General features: G+C 68.1%; 16 protein-coding genes and 1 pseudogene. 8 read left to right on the top strand and 9 right to left on the bottom strand.

Going from position 1 to position 16,677, the window contains the following annotated elements; translation table 11 throughout:
- Window positions 1–400: 400 nt before the first annotated feature.
- Window positions 401–1,066 (bottom strand): flavin reductase family protein, encoded by a 666-nt coding sequence (locus tag C5N14_RS27705; RefSeq protein ID WP_117672268.1) that lies wholly within the window; start codon window positions 1,064–1,066, stop codon window positions 401–403.
- 66 nt (window positions 1,067–1,132) lie between these two features.
- Here C5N14_RS27705 and C5N14_RS27700 point away from each other — a divergent pair, with 66 nt between their 5' ends.
- From C5N14_RS27700 to C5N14_RS27680, 4 genes are all read left to right on the top strand, one after another.
- A complete protein-coding gene (locus tag C5N14_RS27700; protein WP_117672266.1) occupies window positions 1,133–1,858 on the top strand; it encodes a helix-turn-helix transcriptional regulator in 726 nt (241 codons plus the stop codon).
- Between the two features lie 312 nt (window positions 1,859–2,170).
- The gene (locus tag C5N14_RS27690; RefSeq protein WP_165878250.1) at window positions 2,171–3,004 is read left to right on the top strand and encodes an SAM-dependent methyltransferase; all 834 of its coding nucleotides are present in this window, start codon (window positions 2,171–2,173) and stop codon (window positions 3,002–3,004) included.
- 268 nt (window positions 3,005–3,272) lie between these two features.
- Window positions 3,273–3,479: a transposase gene (locus C5N14_RS27685; protein ID WP_117672260.1), complete on the top strand. Its 207-nt coding sequence runs from the start codon at window positions 3,273–3,275 to the stop codon at window positions 3,477–3,479.
- 129 nt (window positions 3,480–3,608) lie between these two features.
- On the top strand, window positions 3,609–4,397 hold the full coding sequence (locus C5N14_RS27680) for a class I SAM-dependent methyltransferase (protein WP_117672258.1): 789 nt from the start codon (window positions 3,609–3,611) through the stop codon (window positions 4,395–4,397).
- A 73-nt stretch (window positions 4,398–4,470) separates the two neighbouring features.
- Here the strand turns inward: C5N14_RS27680 and C5N14_RS27675 are convergent, their stop codons facing one another.
- From C5N14_RS27675 to C5N14_RS27660, 5 genes and pseudogenes are all read right to left on the bottom strand, one after another.
- The gene (locus C5N14_RS27675; protein ID WP_117672256.1) at window positions 4,471–5,448 is read right to left on the bottom strand and encodes a phosphotransferase; all 978 of its coding nucleotides are present in this window, start codon (window positions 5,446–5,448) and stop codon (window positions 4,471–4,473) included.
- Window positions 5,445–5,819, bottom strand: a complete 375-nt coding sequence (locus C5N14_RS27670; RefSeq protein WP_243640102.1) for a hypothetical protein — start codon at window positions 5,817–5,819, stop codon at window positions 5,445–5,447. Before C5N14_RS27670 ends, C5N14_RS27675 begins: the two co-directional genes overlap by 4 nt.
- Window positions 5,809–6,216 (bottom strand): hypothetical protein, encoded by a 408-nt coding sequence (locus C5N14_RS33485; protein ID WP_243640100.1) that lies wholly within the window; start codon window positions 6,214–6,216, stop codon window positions 5,809–5,811. Before C5N14_RS33485 ends, C5N14_RS27670 begins: the two co-directional genes overlap by 11 nt.
- Window positions 6,217–6,239: 23 nt before the next feature.
- A pseudogene (locus C5N14_RS27665) lies at window positions 6,240–7,160 on the bottom strand (IS256 family transposase); the annotation flags it as partial.
- A gap of 286 nt (window positions 7,161–7,446) precedes the next feature.
- Window positions 7,447–8,745 carry a low temperature requirement protein A gene (locus C5N14_RS27660; protein WP_117672252.1) on the bottom strand — a complete coding sequence of 433 codons (1,299 nt, stop codon included), beginning with the start codon at window positions 8,743–8,745 and terminating at the stop codon, window positions 7,447–7,449.
- A gap of 287 nt (window positions 8,746–9,032) precedes the next feature.
- On the opposite strand from C5N14_RS27660, the gene C5N14_RS27655 reads away from it, so the two are divergent.
- Window positions 9,033–9,779 (top strand): hypothetical protein, encoded by a 747-nt coding sequence (locus C5N14_RS27655; protein ID WP_117672250.1) that lies wholly within the window; start codon window positions 9,033–9,035, stop codon window positions 9,777–9,779.
- Between the two features lie 271 nt (window positions 9,780–10,050).
- Here the strand turns inward: C5N14_RS27655 and C5N14_RS27650 are convergent, their stop codons facing one another.
- On the bottom strand, window positions 10,051–11,058 hold the full coding sequence (locus C5N14_RS27650) for an ankyrin repeat domain-containing protein (protein WP_117672248.1): 1,008 nt from the start codon (window positions 11,056–11,058) through the stop codon (window positions 10,051–10,053).
- The gene (locus tag C5N14_RS27645) at window positions 11,055–12,311 is read right to left on the bottom strand and encodes an IS256 family transposase (RefSeq protein WP_117672246.1); all 1,257 of its coding nucleotides are present in this window, start codon (window positions 12,309–12,311) and stop codon (window positions 11,055–11,057) included. The genes C5N14_RS27650 and C5N14_RS27645 overlap by 4 nt, the downstream gene beginning before the upstream one ends.
- A 920-nt stretch (window positions 12,312–13,231) precedes the next feature.
- On the opposite strand from C5N14_RS27645, the gene gdhA reads away from it, so the two are divergent.
- Entirely contained in the window at window positions 13,232–14,578 is a 1,347-nt protein-coding gene (gene gdhA, locus C5N14_RS27640) for an NADP-specific glutamate dehydrogenase (RefSeq protein WP_117672244.1), read from the top strand.
- Between the two features lie 102 nt (window positions 14,579–14,680).
- Here gdhA and C5N14_RS34315 read toward each other — a convergent pair whose 3' ends face one another.
- On the bottom strand, window positions 14,681–14,902 hold the full coding sequence (locus C5N14_RS34315) for an alpha/beta hydrolase fold domain-containing protein (RefSeq protein ID WP_371685920.1): 222 nt from the start codon (window positions 14,900–14,902) through the stop codon (window positions 14,681–14,683).
- A 282-nt stretch (window positions 14,903–15,184) separates the two neighbouring features.
- Between C5N14_RS34315 and C5N14_RS27630 the strand changes: the two genes are divergently transcribed.
- The gene (locus C5N14_RS27630) at window positions 15,185–15,787 is read left to right on the top strand and encodes a TetR/AcrR family transcriptional regulator (protein ID WP_117672241.1); all 603 of its coding nucleotides are present in this window, start codon (window positions 15,185–15,187) and stop codon (window positions 15,785–15,787) included.
- Window positions 15,788–16,038: 251 nt separating this feature from the next.
- Window positions 16,039–16,473 carry a hypothetical protein gene (locus tag C5N14_RS27625; protein WP_128763679.1) on the top strand — a complete coding sequence of 145 codons (435 nt, stop codon included), beginning with the start codon at window positions 16,039–16,041 and terminating at the stop codon, window positions 16,471–16,473.
- Window positions 16,474–16,677 lie beyond the last annotated feature (204 nt).

Raw genomic sequence — 16,677 nt, 5'->3', positions numbered from 1 at the left:
GGCTGGCAGTGGCCGCACCGCGCGGGTGATGTCTGCCGGCGATGTGGGATATCAGAACTGTCCGAATGCTGCCTTCGGGTCGCCACTGCCCCTGGGCGCGGTCTGCGGCAGATCCAAGCACCCGATCTTGACCGGTAGGGCGATCGGAGTACGCCGGAAAGCGGCAATAGGTCGGTAAAAGTGCGGCGAGCCAGGCGAGGCATCCGCGGACTCGGGAGGTGTAGGCGCGGCGGGTGTCGGCGCCGAACATCGTTACCGTGTCCAGCTGGCCGACGTGGAGGGCCAGCACGGCGTCCAGGTCAGGAGGCAGCACGGCGGGCGCGCGACCGCGCTGCCGGGCGCCTTCTTCGCCAGCGTCGGCCGCGGCGAGCACGGCTGCGGCGGGCGGCTTCGTGTTATCTCAGTCCGATTCGTTAGGCCGTGACCCGCCGGGGTTACTGGTGGGGGTTTCGGAGCGGAAGCTGTGCCCGAGCTGTTCACCGAGGCCGAAGTAGTGGCGGAAGTTGTAGATCAGTGGGTTCCAGGCGCCGGGGTCGATGTGGCCGGTGTCGGCTACGACGATGCGTGCGTCGGCGTGTACGGCTAGCACTTGGGCCTCGATGATGAAGAAATCGCCGTCGGCAGCGGTGTGGATTGCGGTGGTGCGCGCCTCCAACTGCAGAGGGCAGTCGGCCACTCGTGGTGGGCGTACGCGCACCGAGGGTTGTGGGCGCAGGCCGGCGGCGGTGAACTTCGCTGGTTCGTAGCGGAAACGGTCACTTTTGCTTGCCGGTACCGGGTGTCGGCCGGTCAGCGGCGCGAGTCGTTCGACCGCCTGCCACTGGTGCGCGGCCGGCAGGTTGACGACCATGTCCGGGCGTGCGGTGAGGTTGTGCCCGCTGCACCCGTCGGTCCCCAGGCCGAGCACGATGGTGTGGCCGAGTGCCCAGGCCGAGGACATGGGGGCCAGGTTGGCGCTGCCGTCGTCGTTCTCGGTGCTCAGCAGTACCACCGGGGTGCCGAAGTACAAGATCTTCGGGTTGATCGTCACGTGCGTGGTGGCCGCCGGGTCGCTGAGGGTCGTCATGGTCGTCGACGGTAGGGCCGGGATACTTCGGTGGTCGCCGAAACGTCGGTGCGTCATGATTGGCGGATGGATTCCGGGAGCGCGGCCGCGGCGGTGGCCAGCTGGGCGGCGTTGCTGGCCGACCACACCCGTGCGACGGTGTGCCTGGCACTGCTTGATGGCCGCGCCTGGACCCTCGGTGAGCTGGCCCGCCACGCCCGGGTGGCGGTATCGACGCTGAGCCAGCACGCCGATCGGCTCGTCGCCGCCGGCCTGCTGGTGCAGCATCGTCAGGGCCGGCACCGTTACCTGCAGCTGGCCGACGCGCACACCGCCTCGCTGATCGAGGCGGTGGCCGCCGCGGCCGGGCACCATCCGGCGCCGGCGCGGTCGCTGTCCGGCGTGCACCGCGATCGCGCGCTGGCGCATGCGCGAACGTGCTACGACCACCTGGCCGGCACCGTCGCGGTGGCTATCGCTGAGGCCATGACCCATCAGGGTCTGCTGACCTGGCGTCACGGCCTGGCGCTGACCACCGACGGACTGACCTGGCTGGAAGATCTCGGCATCGCCCTACCCGACACCGGCGACAGCCGTCGACCGGTGCTACGCGCCTGCCTGGACTTCACCGTCCGTCGTCCTCACCTGGCTGGCACGGTCGGCGCCGCCCTGTGCCGGCACGCGTTCACCGCCGGCTGGATCACTCGTATCGGCACCAGCCGTGCGGTCACCATCACCACAACAGGGCGCCAGGCCATGGCGCGGCACCTCGGCATCGACGAGCAGACGCTGCGCCAACCGGGAACTGTCTAAAGAGAGCGTTTCTGCGTTAGTCGGGTGTGTTGAACGTGTGGCGTTGCTGGCGGCTGGCGGGTCTGCCTCGGGTGAGACGGCGGAGCATGCCGCCGAGGGCGGCCCATCGGATCATGGACGCTGACGTGCTGGGGTGGGTCTCGTAGTCGCGGGCCAGGCGGAAGCAACGACCACGAGCGGCGACTGCCGTAAGAACGTCGAAACAGCCGAATCCATGGTGGACAGCGCATCGCACTATCCATGGTTGTCGGATTAGCATGTGGCGGACCGGCGAGCCGGTCCCGCGCCGTAGCAACCTCCGAAGGGGCTCGAATGACGGCAATCACCAACCGCCTGGATGGGGCGGTAGTTGACCTGGAGAACGCCAACATCGCACGGATTTACGATTACTATCTGGGAGGCCTCTACAACTTCGAAATCGACCGGCAGAAAGCGGAGCGCATCAAGCTGATGCTGCCCAGCGTCGACCTGCTGGCTCGCGGTAACCGGGACTGGCTGCGCCGATCCGTGCGGCATCTGGTGGCGCAGGGGGTGGAGCAGTTCATCGACATCGCGGCGGGTCTGCCGACTGCCAACAACACACACGAGGTGGCGCACGCCCTCAACCCCCGCGCGCGGGTGATCTACGTGGACAATGACCCATCGGCCGTCATCCACGGCGAGGAGATCCTCGCGAAGGAGCCGCTCGCCGCCATGGCGGAAGTCGACGGAAGGCACCCTGAGCAGGTGTGGGCACACCCAGCAACCCGCGAGTTGATCGACCTCTCTCAGCCGGTGGGGATCATCATGGGTGGGCTGCTCGTGTTCGTCTCCGACGAGGATGACCCGAAGGGGCTCGTCGCGGCGTACCGGGACGCCTTGGCACCTGGCAGTTACCTCGCGATCTCCCACCTCACCGCCGACACGGTGGACGCCGAAACAAGAGCACAGGTAGACCGAATGGTCGCCGCCTACCAGGCCGGGGTCGGTGCGACCCTCTACGTGCGGGACAAGGCGACGTTCACGTCCTGGTTCGAGAGTATGGAACTGATTGATCCGGGGGTGACCCTGATGGCGGACTGGCGTCCGGATCCGGGTCTGGACGTGGATGCCCAAACGCCGTCGCGGCAGCTCGGCTATGGCGCGATAGGCCGGATCGCTAGTTGATCCGTGACTGCTGCCTTGGCTGCCCCGGCGGCCAAGGCAGCACTGGACCGAGTCGTTCGGGCTGGGTCCGGCTACGCCGCGATGTAGAAGCTCCAGGATTTCGGCGCCAAGCTGACGATTGTGAGATGAAGCTTGGTCTGCCACCAGGAAGTGACACCTGAGGTGGCTTGCCTTGTGGTGAGCCACCCCACTTTCATCGCTCCATCAAAGCGGGGGGAACTCAGAGTTTCTTGATCATAATCTGATGGCCGTGGGGAGGTAGTCGTCCGTGGCAGCACCGAAGAGATACCCCGATGAGCTACGCCAGCGCGCTGTGCGCTTGTACCGCGAGTCGGACCCGAAGCCGGTGATCCGGCGCCTGGCCGAGCAGCTCGGCGTGCATCACGAGGCGTTGCGGAACTGGATCCGGCAGGCCGAGGCCGACGCGGGTGAGCGTCACCTCCAACGCGTGGAAGAGCAGCGCTACGCGGCTTGAGAACAAGCTCATGGCTACAGCTTCCGCAACCGAGGACCTCGCCGTGGCGTTGCGCAAGCAGCAACACCTTGACCATGCCCTAAGCAGAATCGCTCGCTTCCCGATCTGTGCTGCCGGCAGGCTGTCGAAGTGAGAGCGAGCTTCAGCGGTGAGGTGGCGACGTACTACGCGAGGCACCGACGCGGTTACCCGCCCGAGGTGCTCGACGCCCTCGTCGAAGCGTTCGGCCTCGGCCCCGCAGACACGGTGGTCGACCTCGGCTGCGGCACCGGCCAGTTGAGCCTCCCGCTCGCCGCCCGGGTCGGGGCCGTCATCGGCATGGACCCGGAGCCGGACATGCTGGCCTTGGCCCGCCAGGCCGCCCTCAACGCTGCAAGACCCAACGCCACGTGGCTGCTCGGCGATGACAGCGACCTGCCCGCGCTGGGCCGGCTACTCGGCGACCGGACGATCGGCGCGCTGACCGTTGCCGTCGCTATCCACTTCATGGACCGCGACGCGCTGTTCAGGGCCGTCCGACCGCTGCTGCGTCCAGGCGGCGGCGTCGCCGTGGTCACTAACGGCGCACCGCTATGGCTGCAGGACGCCGAGTGGTCCGGGGCACTGCGCGAATGCCTGGAACGGCTGCTCGGGCACCCCGTCACAGCGACGTGCCAAACCGACGAGGCCGGCCGCCTACACAACCAGAACGCCCTCGTTCGCGCCGGCTACCGATACACGGAGTCGTTGGTGCAATACGACGCTCCGCTCACCATCGACGACATGGTTGGCGGCGTCTTCTCCGCCATGTCGGCCGACCGACTGCCCTCCATGCAGGGCCGAGCCACGTTTACCGCCGAGGTCCGCGACGCCCTCGGAGGGCGCGACAAGGTCACCGAGCGGATCCGCGTCTGGCTGCAGTTCGGCACGCCCGATTGAAAGCTGCACCTCGCCCAACTACAGCCTTTAACTGATGCGCCAGCTCGTCCACGGGATCCCGGTGGCCGCTCACTCAGCACCTCCCGAGCTGGTCGAGCATGCGCCGCCGGAACGCCTCGTCCGCGAACAGCGCGATCCGCTGGGCATAGACGTTCTTGGCCGCCGGCTCGTCCTGCTGGAACGTCAACGGCAGGGTGTAGCCGAAAAAGCGGAAACAATTCAACAGCATCGCCTCCAGCAACAGGCTGTCGTCGACGCCGCCGCGCACCTCCTCGTACGCGGTCAGGAATTCGCGGACGAAATAGACGTCGAGCTCCGTGTCGCCGCGGAACGCGAACTCCATGGCCGCGATCGCGACGTCGAAGAATTGCGTGCCGTAGTAGGCGTCGTCGAAGTCGATGACGCCGACGATCATGCCGTCGCGGACGATGGTGTTACCCGGATAGAGATCGGCGTGCACCAACCCGAGGGGCAGGTCGTCCGCCGCGAACGGCGCCCGCGCGCGCACCCAGGTGGCGGCGATCCAGTCGGCGAACTCGTCGTCGCCGTGCTCGCGCAGCAGCCGGGTCGACTCCTCGACGAGGCTGTCGATGAAGTCGACGTCGCAGCGTTCCTTGTGGCCGGCCGGGGTGAACTCCGCGAGGGCGTTCTGCATCTCGCCCAGCAGCCGCCCCGTCTGCCGTGAGACCTCCCGGGAGAGATCCGCCTCGTCGAGGACCTCGCCCTCGATGAAGGTCAGGATGGCGCACAGGTGGCCGTCGATCCGTGCCGGGCCGGTGCCGGCCGGGTCGACCGGGCGCTGCGCCGGCAGTCCGGCGTCGGTGATGTGGCGCAGGGCCGACAGCTCGAACTCAATCTCCTCGACGCTGCGCTCGCTGTGGTAGACGCGCAACAGGTAGGCCGCATCGTCGCAATCGACCCGCATGTTGGTGTTGATGATGCCGCCGCTTATCGGCGTGATTCTCGATACCGTCAGTCCGCGGCTGGAGAACAGCGCCTGCACCGCATTCTCCGGAATCTCTACAGTGGCGTGGAGTCGTGGTTCGGTCATAGCGTTTCTTCCATTTTAAGATCGGCGCCGGTGGTTTTGACGATCAGGTGGCTGATCACTTCAGCGTAGTGGACGAGGTCGTCGGCACCGACGTGCTCGTCGGGCGCGTGGGTCTGCGCCAGGCTTCCCGGGCCGCAGGCGGCCGACGCGAAGGCGCGGTAGAGCCGCAGGTCGCAGGGGGAGGGGAAGCCGGGGTGCTCCGCCGGCCGCCCGGCGGTAGCCAGGGCAGCCGGCGGAGGGCGGCGGACAGGCGCCGTCCTCCGCCGGGGTGTTCCCGGGAACGACATCCGGGTCAGCCGCAGCGCCGCGTGGCCCGGCGTCAGCTCGCGCAGCCGCGACGTCAGCAGCTCCCGCACGTCGTCACGGGACATGTCCGGCACCGAGAACACCACGCCCTCGGCGCGGCAGCTCGTCGGCGGTACGGCGGCGTCCTGCCCGCCGTTGATCCTGCCGATCGTTGCTGTCGTAGCGCGCGAAGCCGTCGCTGCCCCGGATGCGGGCGCCGAGGGCCCGGCTGGCGGCCACCCCACCCACCGCCGCCGCGGCCCGTTCGATCGCGGACTCGTCGGACGACGACTCGGCCATGTGCACCCGCCTGCCCCCGATGTCCAGCACGAAGTGGTGGACGCCGAGGGTGGCCGCGCAGATCCGCATCGCGGTCGGCCCGATCAGGCTCTCTGCTTCTTCGTCCCCTGTGGACGTCCGGTTGCTCGGTGGCTGCTCGTCGGCGCAGCCCCCGCCAGCGACGGCCAGGTGAGCAATAGTCAAGACTTGTGGATGAGAAATCTTGATTAGGCAGCCGTGGCCGTGCTCGTGACGGGCTCGGCGGCGGGTCGTTCGACGAGTTTGCCGCGTTCGAAGCGGGCGCCGGCGCGGACCAGGGCGACCAGGTGCGGTGCGTTGACCGCTCGCCACCGCTGCTGGGCGGCTTCGATCAGCTTGAACGCCATCGCGAGGCCGGCGGCCTTCGAGCCGGGCCCCTTGGTGACCTTGGTGCGGTGCCGGACCGTGGCGAAGGTCGACTCGATCGGGTTGGTGGTGCGCAGATGCACCCAGTGCTCAGCCGGGAAGTCGTAGAACGCGAGGAGTTCGTCGAGGTCGTCGACGACCTTGGCGACGGCCTTGCCGAACTTCGCCCCGTAGGCGAGCTTGAACGCGGCCACGGCGCGGCGGGCGTGGTCACGGTCCTCGGCGTTCCAGATCTCCGCGAGGGCCTTCTTCGCCCCGGGATGCGCCGATTTCGGGAGGGCGGCGAGAACGTTGCCGATCTTGTGGAACCAGCAGCGCTGTTCCCGTGTCTCGGGGAACACCTCACGTAGCGCGTTCCAGAACCCGAGCGCACCGTCGCCGACGGCGAGGACCGGGGCGCGCATGCCGCGCCGCTTGCAGTCGCGTAGCAGGTCGGCCCACGAGCCGGCCGACTCACGGTAGCCCTCGGCCAGTGCGATGAGTTCCTTGCGGCCGTCGACGCGCACCCCGACCACGACGAGCAGGCACAGTTTCGCCTCGTCGAGGCGCACGTTGAGGTGCACGCCGTCGGCCCACACGTATACGTAGTCGGCCGCCGACAGGTCCCGCCCGTTGAAGGCGCGGGCCTCGTCCTGCCACTGCACGGTGAGCCGGGTGATCGTGGCCGCGGACAGCCCGGCGCTGGTGCCCAGGAACTGCTCCAGGGCGGGCACGAAGTCCTGCGAGGACAGGCCGTACAGGTAGTTAATCCGCGGGTTCGGGGTTCGAGTCCCTGGCGGCGCACCAGCAGTAACACCCTCAGGGCCGGTCGTTCAGACCGGCCCTGACTCCTTTTGGTGGCCCCTACGTCAGGCATCGAACAGATAACCGAGCTTGTCTGTGGTCGACCGCTGGGACTGCCGGGTCACCTCTACGTGGACGTAGATCATGGAGGCGCATTCAAGCCAGGCTGCGTCGAGGTCTGTCAAGCATCTTCGATGCTTCGGTTGATGGTCAGCGACGCGTTCCGGTGGCGGCCCGCGTCAGCTCCTACGGGATAGCCCCTCCGCCCGAGTCGCTGTTGCCTCTGGCTGTGAGTTCGCCCTCCGCCTCTTCGAAGAGCGTCTGGCGCAGTCGCCACCGGTGCCGGCGACTGATTAGGAACTCGGTGACAGCCGTCACCAGGCAGACCCCGGCAAGGCCGGCTAGGGCCTGCAGAGCGGGCAGCCAGGCGGTGACCGGCAGTAGGGCCAGCAGGAGTGCGGCGGCGCCGAGTCGGGGCCAGATGACGATGAGGATGCCGTGACCTAGCCGCCCGTGGAACGCGGCGTGGGCGAGCAGGAACAGGGCGACGCCGCCGTACATCGCGTACCGGCCGGTCCGGTCGAGCGGATCGCCGCGGTTGTATGAGTTGGCGGTCTCGATGAGGCCGGGCGTGTGTTTCAGTCCGAGGGAGAGCAGGATGATCCCTGCGATCATGGGTAGGTGCAGGTAGGTGTAGGCGTCCCGGGCGAGTCGTACCCGGTGGAGCGGGTCGGCGGTGCGCAGTGCGTGCTCTCCGACGAGCGCGGAGAGGTCGAAGTAGATCCATTCGAGGGAGCAGGCGATGACGGCGGCGAGCGCCGAGGCGATGAGGAAGCTCGCTGTGGCGTGCAGGTAGCTGCCGGTGACGCCGATCGACACCAGCACCTCGCCTAAGGCCAGGATGATGATCAGGTTGTGTCGCTCGGCCCAGTGCCGGGCGGAGAAGATCTGCCGACGCACGGGTAGCGCCATCCCGGTGCCGTAGTCGATGCTGATGGCCAGTACCCACAGGGCTATCTGGCCGGCCAGCGTTGTCGTGCTGCCGAGCCCGCCCAGCGGCAGCAACGCGGCGCTGAGCAGTAGGCCGATGGCGGCGAGCGCCGGCACGGTGAGCGACACGATCTCGTGGCCCCGCAGGCTCGGCGTGGCGTACCAGCGTAGTCCCAGGTACAGAAGCCGGACTGTGGCGTAGCAGCCAACGAACCCGACAGGGGCTGCCACGCCGCCGGGAACATCCCTGAACGCGTCCAGCGTGATAGCCGCCAGCACGAACAACACCGGCGTTGTCGCCAGCAGGGTGAGCCTGGCCAGGCCGAAGTTTGCCCGTACCCGGTTGCTCAGCCAGGCGAAGAGCGACCACAACCACCAGAGCAGGGTCAGGACAAGCAGCCCGTGCACGACACCGAGCCCACCCTTGCCGGCGGTCATCAGCGTGGTGACCTGAATGAACGCGAAGACGAACACCACGTCGAAGAAGAGCTCCGCGGTGGAGACGCGAGAATGTTCGGAGATCCGCCAAACGCCTGGGCGCAACCTCTGGACCATGGAAGAGGCCTCCCGTGATCAGGCTGAGCTGGACCGCCGGCCACCCGCGTTGCATCCACGTCTCCTCGTCGCGGCAACTCGCTGTCTGGGGCTACCCTGGCCGACGCGCCGCAAACCGGTGGATCACTGCTCTGGATGCGGTTGGGCGACTCGGCATGGCCTTGCCGGTCCGTACTCGCCTACCTGATGGTCTGGGTCTCCGCACCCCTGTTTCTGCGAAGGATCGGTGCGGAGGCTTGTGTGCGGAGCCGGCGTTGCCCGGCCGTGGTTGCGGGTACCCGGCACGGATGGCGGAGGTACTTGAAGACGGGGACATCTACTTCCTCTACCGGCCACGGGTGGAGGAGGAGCACGTCGACTCGCTGGAGGAGGTGCAGCGGCTGCTGGTCGTGATGCACCCGTGGCGGGGACGACACCTGCGGCTGCTCGTGGTCGGGCGCAAGCGCCTGCCCGGAATCGACCAGCACGACCGCTTCTGGGCGTTCGTCGACGAGGTGGTGGACCGGCCCGAGCAGTTGCACAAGGCCCTCCAGGCGCGCGCGTACCGGACAAACACCCGCGGCGGACGGGAGCAGCCGCCGGCCCGGCCGGTGGCGGAGGGGGCGTACGTGATCGCCCGGCACGACGACCACACCCATCTGGCGTACGAACTCGAACTCCCGCTGCGCCTCGGAGCGCCGCAGCACGAGCTGAGCATCGAGCCGGAGGCGAGCTACATCATCACGGTGAAGAACCCGCAAGCACCCTCCCCGCCCAGGGTCGGGCTGCGCGGGGACCAGAAGGTCAAACTGCCCGCCCAGCTGCAGGGGAAGTTCCACGGCCGTCGTTTCGCCCCGCTCGACCCGCCGAACTTCCTCGACCATGCCGGCACCGAACTCGTCCTCGTCGGCGCGGCCCACGACGCCTCCGAGGAGCTACGGATCGACCTGGACGCGGAGGTCGAACGGGCGGCGCGGAGCACGATCTTCGGGGACCTGCGGATCGGACGCCGGGATCGCCCGGTCGAGCCGCTTTTCGCAGGGGAGTGGGCGTAGCCACCCGCCGGTACGGCGAGGCAGTCAGAAGGCGGAGCGGCTGAGCTCGGCTCGGCTTCCCGCCGTCCACGAGGACGGCCATAACTGGCCCCACCTGACGATGATCTTGCCTGCGTTAAATAACGGTGTGTGACGGTTGAGGTCGTCGGCACCGCCACTCGGAACTGCACGCATCTGCCGATGAGCGTGCGTCGGGCGCCTGGTCCCACCAGGCCAGCACCTGTGCATGCAGCCGTCGACGACCCAGTTCACCGACCGAGAATCGATCCGCTCATTGGCCGTGGTCTTCCAGCAGCGCCGCGCCCTGGGCCCACTCGATCCGATACTTCTTGGCTTGGTGCAATCCCCGAGCCGCGTCGATCGGCCGGCCTTGCGTGCCGCGCGCTGCGATGCAGGGATCAGCGCCTCGATCGAGCAGGCGCTGTAGGACGCGGCAGCGGGCGGCCTGTTGCTCGGCTGGCCACGGTGCGGTACCGGTGGCCGCCGTATGCCACAGCGCGGTGCGTCCGGTGCTGTCCACAGCGTTGATCGGGCAGCCAGCGGCGAGGAGCCTGTCGATGATCTCCAGTGGAGCATCGGTGGCAGCGCCAACTCCACCGCGGGCCACCTCATGCAGCGGTGTGGTCTTGAATGTCGAAAGGGCCCCGGCGTCCGCGCCGGTGGCCAGCAGCACCGCGACGACCTCGGACGCCGCCATCCCGGCGGCGATGTGCAACGGCGTATACATACGGTAGTTGCCGGCGTCCACGACTGCGCCTGCGGCTACCAGCCGAGCCACCTCTTGCACATCGCCCGCCCTGGCGGCGATGTGAGCAATTGTCAAGAGTTGTGGATGCAGTAGTCCTATTAAGCCGCTCCGGCCTGATAGCTCGGCGATCGCCTGGGCTGCGGCGCGTCGTACTGGCGGCTCGGGGTGATTGACGAACACATCGATGGTGGAGTGTGCGTCGGGGTCGTGGGTGGCGGCGAGGATGTCGAGGGCGTACTCGGCGAGCAGGATCGGTGGCATCGCCGGCAGCTGTCGCTGAAGGGGATGGAACAGCCGCAGCGGCAACTCATAGTGATCGAACGCCTCGGCTATGGCGTGCAGCGCGGACTCCTTTACGGCTGCGTCCGGATCGTTGATAGCCGGGTCGACAAGCGCGGTCACCGCAGCTTCGGCATCGGCGGCGTCGAGCGTGCCGGTACGCAGCAGGTCGCCGAGGGCTTCGGCGGCGAGGTCGCGCTGCCGGGCGTCCTGGTGGGTGAGTTCGGCCAACGCGGTCAGTAAGGTGATCATGCCACTGCCTGGTCGTGTCGCTCGATGAGGCGCCCGTCGACGAAGACGGCGCCGGCGCGGACCAGGGCGACCAGGTGTGGGGCGTTGACGGCCCGCCATCGGTCCGGGGCGGCCTCGATGAGCTTGAACGCCATGGCCAGCCCGGCGGCCCGGCTTCCTGGCCCTTTGGTGACGCGGGTGCGGTGGCGCACAGTGGCGAAGGTCGACTCGATCGGGTTGGAGGTGCGCAGGTGGATCCAGTGCTCGGCCGGGTAGTCGTAGAAGGTCAGCAGCACGTCGAGATCGTCGGTGATCTTCGCGGCGGCCTTGGGGAACTTCGCCCCGTAGGCGGTGGCGAATCGTTTCGCGGCCACTGCGGCGTGTTGCTTACCTTCGGCGTTGTAGATCTCGGCCAGGGCGGTCTTCGCGCCGGGGTGGGCGGACTTCGGTAGTGCGGCGAGGACGTTGGCGACCTTGTGCACCCAGTCCCGCTGGACGCGGGTCTCGGGAAACACCTCGCGCAGCGCGGCCCAGAATCCCAATGCCCCGTCGCCGACCGCGAGGACCGGGGCCCGCATACCGCGGCGGGCACAGTCGCGCAGCAGGTCGGCCCACGAGCCGGTCGACTCGCGGTAGCCGTCAGCGAGGGCGACCAGTTCCTTGCTGCCGTCGGCACGGACTCCAACGATGACCAGCAGGCATAGCTTGTTCTCGTCCAAGCGCACGTTGACGTGGATACCGTCGGCCCACACGTACACGTAGTCAACCTGCGACAAGTCCCGCTTGCACCACGCGTGATAGTCATCGGTCCATTGCTTGATCAGTCGGGTGATGGCCGCTGCCGACAGTCCGGCCGCGGAGCCCAGGAACGACTCCAGCGCGGGCACGAAGTCCCCGCTCGACAGGCCATGCAGGTACAGCAGCGGCAACACCTCGGCGATCTTCGGGCTCTTGCGGCACCACGGCGGCAGGATCACCGATCGAAACCGGCGGCGCTCGCCGGTGGCCGGATCGACGCGCTTGTCGTTGACCCGCGGGCCGACCACCTCGATCGCGCCGGCCGCGGTCGTCACCTGCCGGGGCTGCGCATGGCCGTTGCGCACCACCAGCCGCCGGCCCTGCTCGTCGCGTTCGTCTGCCAGCTCCGCCAGGTAGGCGTCGACCTCGGCCTCCAACGCGGCCGCCAACATCCGCCGCGCCCCCTCACGAACAATGTCATCCAGCAGCGAGACGCCATCACGTCGCTGCCCGTCCTCGGTGACTACAGTCAGCACGGGCGTGCCTTCCCAACCGACGCTGCAACGTCGGCCTTGCTCGAGACCTACACGAATCGATCACCGGGAAGGTACGGCCCCATCCCGGTCGATCCACAGGTCTTGAGCATTGCTCCGGCCAGGTCACTGCGTGCACCTATCCGGGGGTGCGAGTCAGTAGCCAGCGCGCAACAGCACTTTGGCGTCATGCACAGGCCCGGCTTTCCCGTTGTGAGGACCTGCGGTAGCAGTGCTATTTAGAGGACGTCTCAGCGCGTATTTTGCCGGCTATGTGGGTTTGGTCGTATCGCCAGGTTGGGGTGTTTTCGGCGGTGAGTCTTTGGTCGTGGTCGTCGGTGGTGTCACTGCCGTAGCGCGCGAACATGAGCAGGGCGCGTCGCTCGTCCAGCGGCATCGTCGTGTCCGGCAGGCGCGGTGTCGCCGCCAGCCACCGGCTTGCGGCCCACGTTCCAATCGCCGAGTCGACGGCCTGCGGGTCGACGTTGGGGCAAGACCCGCCAGATCGTCGACCCGATGCATAGCTACTCACCCCCGCCGCCGTCGCCATAGCGAGCGTCAGGACGACCAGCCGGATGGTCCCGGCCCCGCGACGGCCGGCCGTCCGATACCCCGGCCAGCAACTCCGCGGCAGGCCGTGGCGCGTATCGGCGGCGCCGTCACCTCGCGAAACGGCACCGTTGGGAACGGGACCAGTAGCGGGAATGTCACACTGAACCACGACGGAGGCTGTCAGGGACAAGGTCCGTGAGAAGCTCTCGTCCTGCCGGAGCTTCTCGCTCAATACGCCGACGTTGCCGTACCACGACGGTTGCTTCCGACAGTGACATTGTGATCTTGGCGTGGTCGTGGCGGTGTAGGTGACCTGCGGGTCGCCCAGCGTGCGGGGCAAACCGGCCATGTTTGCACACCGAGGAGTATATGTGTCGGCACAGGACAAGCTAGAGTCGATCTTCACTTCGGTGGTGCGGCGCAACCCTGGCGAGGACGAGTTCCACCAATCGGTGCGGGAGGTGCTCGACAGTGTCGTGCCGGCCTTGGAGAGGCATCCCGAGTACGCCGAAGCGAAGATTATTGAGCGGATCTGCGAGCCGGAGCGGCAGGTCATCTTCCGGGTGCCATGGGAGGACGATCGCGGTGAGGTCCACATCAACCGCGGCTTCCGGGTGGAGTTCAACAGTGCTCTGGGCCCGTACAAGGGAGGTCTTCGCTTCCACCCGTCGGTCTATCTGGGGATCGTGAAGTTCCTCGGTTTTGAACAACTGTTCAAGAACGCGTTGACTGGCATGCCGATCGGTGGCGGCAAGGGTGGGTCGGACTTCGACCCCAAGGGCCGCTCCGACCGGGAGGTGATGCGGTTCTGCCAGTCGTTCATGACCGAGTTGTACCGGCACATCGGCGAGTACACGGACGTGCCGGCCGGCGACATCGGAGTCGGTGGCCGGGAGATCGGCTACCTGTTCGGGCAGTACAAGCGGATCACCAACCGGTACGAGTCCGGGGTGCTGACCGGCAAGGGCCTCAGTTACGGCGGTGCCCAGGTGCGCCGGGAGGCTACCGGCTACGGTGCGGTGTTCTTCGCCGAGGAGATGCTACGCGCCGACGGCGGTGACAGCCTCGACGGAAAGCGGGTGGTGGTTTCCGGCTCGGGCAACGTGGCTGTCTACGCGATTGAGAAGGTGCATCAGCTCGGTGGCACCGTGGTGGCATGCTCGGACTCCTCCGGCTACATACGCGATGAGAAGGGCATCAACGTCGACGTGCTCAAGCAGGTCAAGGAGGTCCGCCGGGCACGGATCGCCGAGTACGTCGACGCCCGCCCGCACGCCGCGTTCGTCGCAGGTCGCCGGGTCTGGGACGTGCCCTGCCAGGTGGCGATCCCCTGCGCGACGCAGAACGAGCTCACCGCCGCCGACGCGGTCACCCTGATCGCGGGTGGCTGCACCATCGTGGTGGAGGGGGCCAACATGCCCACCACGCCGGAGGCGGTGCGGGGTTTCGCCGAGGCCGGGGTGCGGTTCGCGCCCGGTAAGGCGGCCAACGCCGGTGGAGTCGCGGCCAGCGCGCTGGAAATGCAGCAGAACGCCAGCCGCGACTCGTGGACCTTCACCCATTCCGAGCAGCGGCTGCGGGAGATCATGCGGACCATCCACGCCCGCTGCTACGCCACCGCCGACGAGTACGGCATGCCGGGCAACTACGTCGCCGGAGCCAACATCGACGGCTTCCGGCTCGTCGCCGAGGCGATGCTCGCCCACGGGCTCATCTGAGACGGCGACGTACCCGTAGCGGGGCCGCTGGGCAGAGTCACTACGACGCCCACGCGGCCAGGACGAACACCGGCACACCCGCCAAGAAGGAAGCGAAACCAACTAACTCAGGGTCTGTGGATAACGGCACCTCTCTGCTGCCAACGACTTGACACAGAGAGGTGCCGTTAGCGGGACAGCGAGTGTGCCGCCAGCGCTGTCGTCGCCCACCGCGACAGGCGCTCCCGCCTCGTGGTCTGTGGCCCAGGCGAGGGCGGTAAGGACGTCCTGCATGGCGCTCGGGTGTCGGTGCCGTGGCGCGAGCCGGTAGTCCACGCTGACCACCTTGAGACGGCCGGTCAGCTGCGGCGGGAAGGCATCGGCAGCGGGAGGCGGCGTGACAGCGCCCACGGGCGGGCTTGGTGGGGGACATGACAGGAACTTTCTTCCGGGTCTGTCGACGTGAGCCGACAGCAGTCGTTGCGCGAGGCGTCGTCGGTGATGCGGGGGCAGCCCACCCGTCTAAACGGTTCTTCCGTTCCGTTACGATGGGAATCGTAGCACCGAGCGCCGTCTTAAGGGAACCCGAGTCCCGATACGGGCCCTTGTGGGGAAGGAGTCAACCCGATGGCCACCGCACCCCAGCCCGGCAGCATCCGCCCCGGCGGACGTACCGCCCGCGTCCGCGAAGCCGTCCTGCAAGCCGCCGGTGACACCCTCGCCGAGAAGGGGTTCGACGCCCTGGACCTCGCCGAGATCGCCCGCACCGCAGGCGTGGGAAAGACCACCGTCTACCGCCGCTGGGGCACCCCCGGCGCACTCGCCGCCGACCTTCTCGACCACATGGCCGAACAGTCCCTGCCCCGCGCCCGAAACGGCAGCGTGGACAAGGATCTCCAGGAGAACGCGCGACTGGTCGTCAAAACCCTGACCGACCCCCGCCAAGGACGTCTCTTCAAGGCCCTGATCGCCGCCTCGCTCTGCAACGAACAGGCAGCCCAGGCGCTACACCGCTTCTACGCCGTACGCATCGACGATTGGGCCGGCTGCGTCACCGACGCCATGGGACGCGGCGAACTGCCCCACGGGACCGACCCCGGCCGCGTCATCGCCAACGTCTCCGCGCCCCTGTACTACGCCCTGCTCAACACCGGGGAAGCGTTGGACGACGAGGCGGCGGACCGCGCCGCAGCCACGGCTCTGGCCGCCGCACGCGCCGGGGTGGGGTGATCGTGTGCGGAGGACGTCAGTTCGAACAACCCTTCGGCTGTCGCGACTGGCGGCCAAAGGAGTACGGCGGCTCGGGAACAACGGTGCTTCCAGTAGGTCGGGCGACCTCAGAACCACCACGAGGCATCGCGCTGACGGCTGGGGCGGCGCAGGGAGCATGCGGGGAACACGGGGCGGCTGGCCACTGGGCGGCGGCGCGACGGTGAGTACCTGTGACAGCACAGCTTGCCCGGCCTCGTTACGGTGTGCTCGTGGCTGACGGACCGGCTGGCTGGGGGATGAAGTTCCTGCTGTGGATTGGGCTTCCCGTCCTCGCCCTCGTCGGGCTGGCCGTTGCCGCACCCGACGTTGCCCCGGCCTGGCGGGCGAAATCCGGTGACGGCGTGGCGGGCACATTCACTGCGCGATACGAGGAGTGCGGCCGCGCCTGCACTTGGCACGGCGACTTCGTCCCGGACGGGGACGGAACGCCGCGCAACGACGTCATCGTCTACGGCGAGCCGGATGGACTGACGTCGGGGGCCGTCGTGGCGGCCCGCGACACCGGCGCCCGCAGGGGGGTCTTCGCCGCCCGGGGCGGCAACAGTTGGCTGCTGTTCACCGGGCTCGCCGTGGCCGGCGCGGTTGCCGCAGTCGGCTGGGTGGTCATGCTGGTCCGCGCGATAGCAAACCGGCGCCGGATGTAGCGGGACCAGGGCGGCCGCTGTGCCGCGGTACCGCCGTACGCGGTGTATGTGACGAACAGCCTCCGGGCGGGGCATCCTGAGCGGCATGGACCTCCAGCCGGTTTAGCGGGCCGCGCGGAGGCGTTCCAGCAGCCACTGACCGCGGAGGAGATCGGGAAGGTCTGCCGACGGGCCTTCGGAGGCGACGCCACGCCCGTGCCCGCT

The sequence above is a fragment of the Micromonospora sp. MW-13 genome, assembly GCF_003434305.1.
GTDB lineage: Bacteria > Actinomycetota > Actinomycetes > Mycobacteriales > Micromonosporaceae > Micromonospora.
Note: the sequence above shows the minus strand (reverse complement) of the source record. Positions and strands in the feature narration are given on the sequence as shown.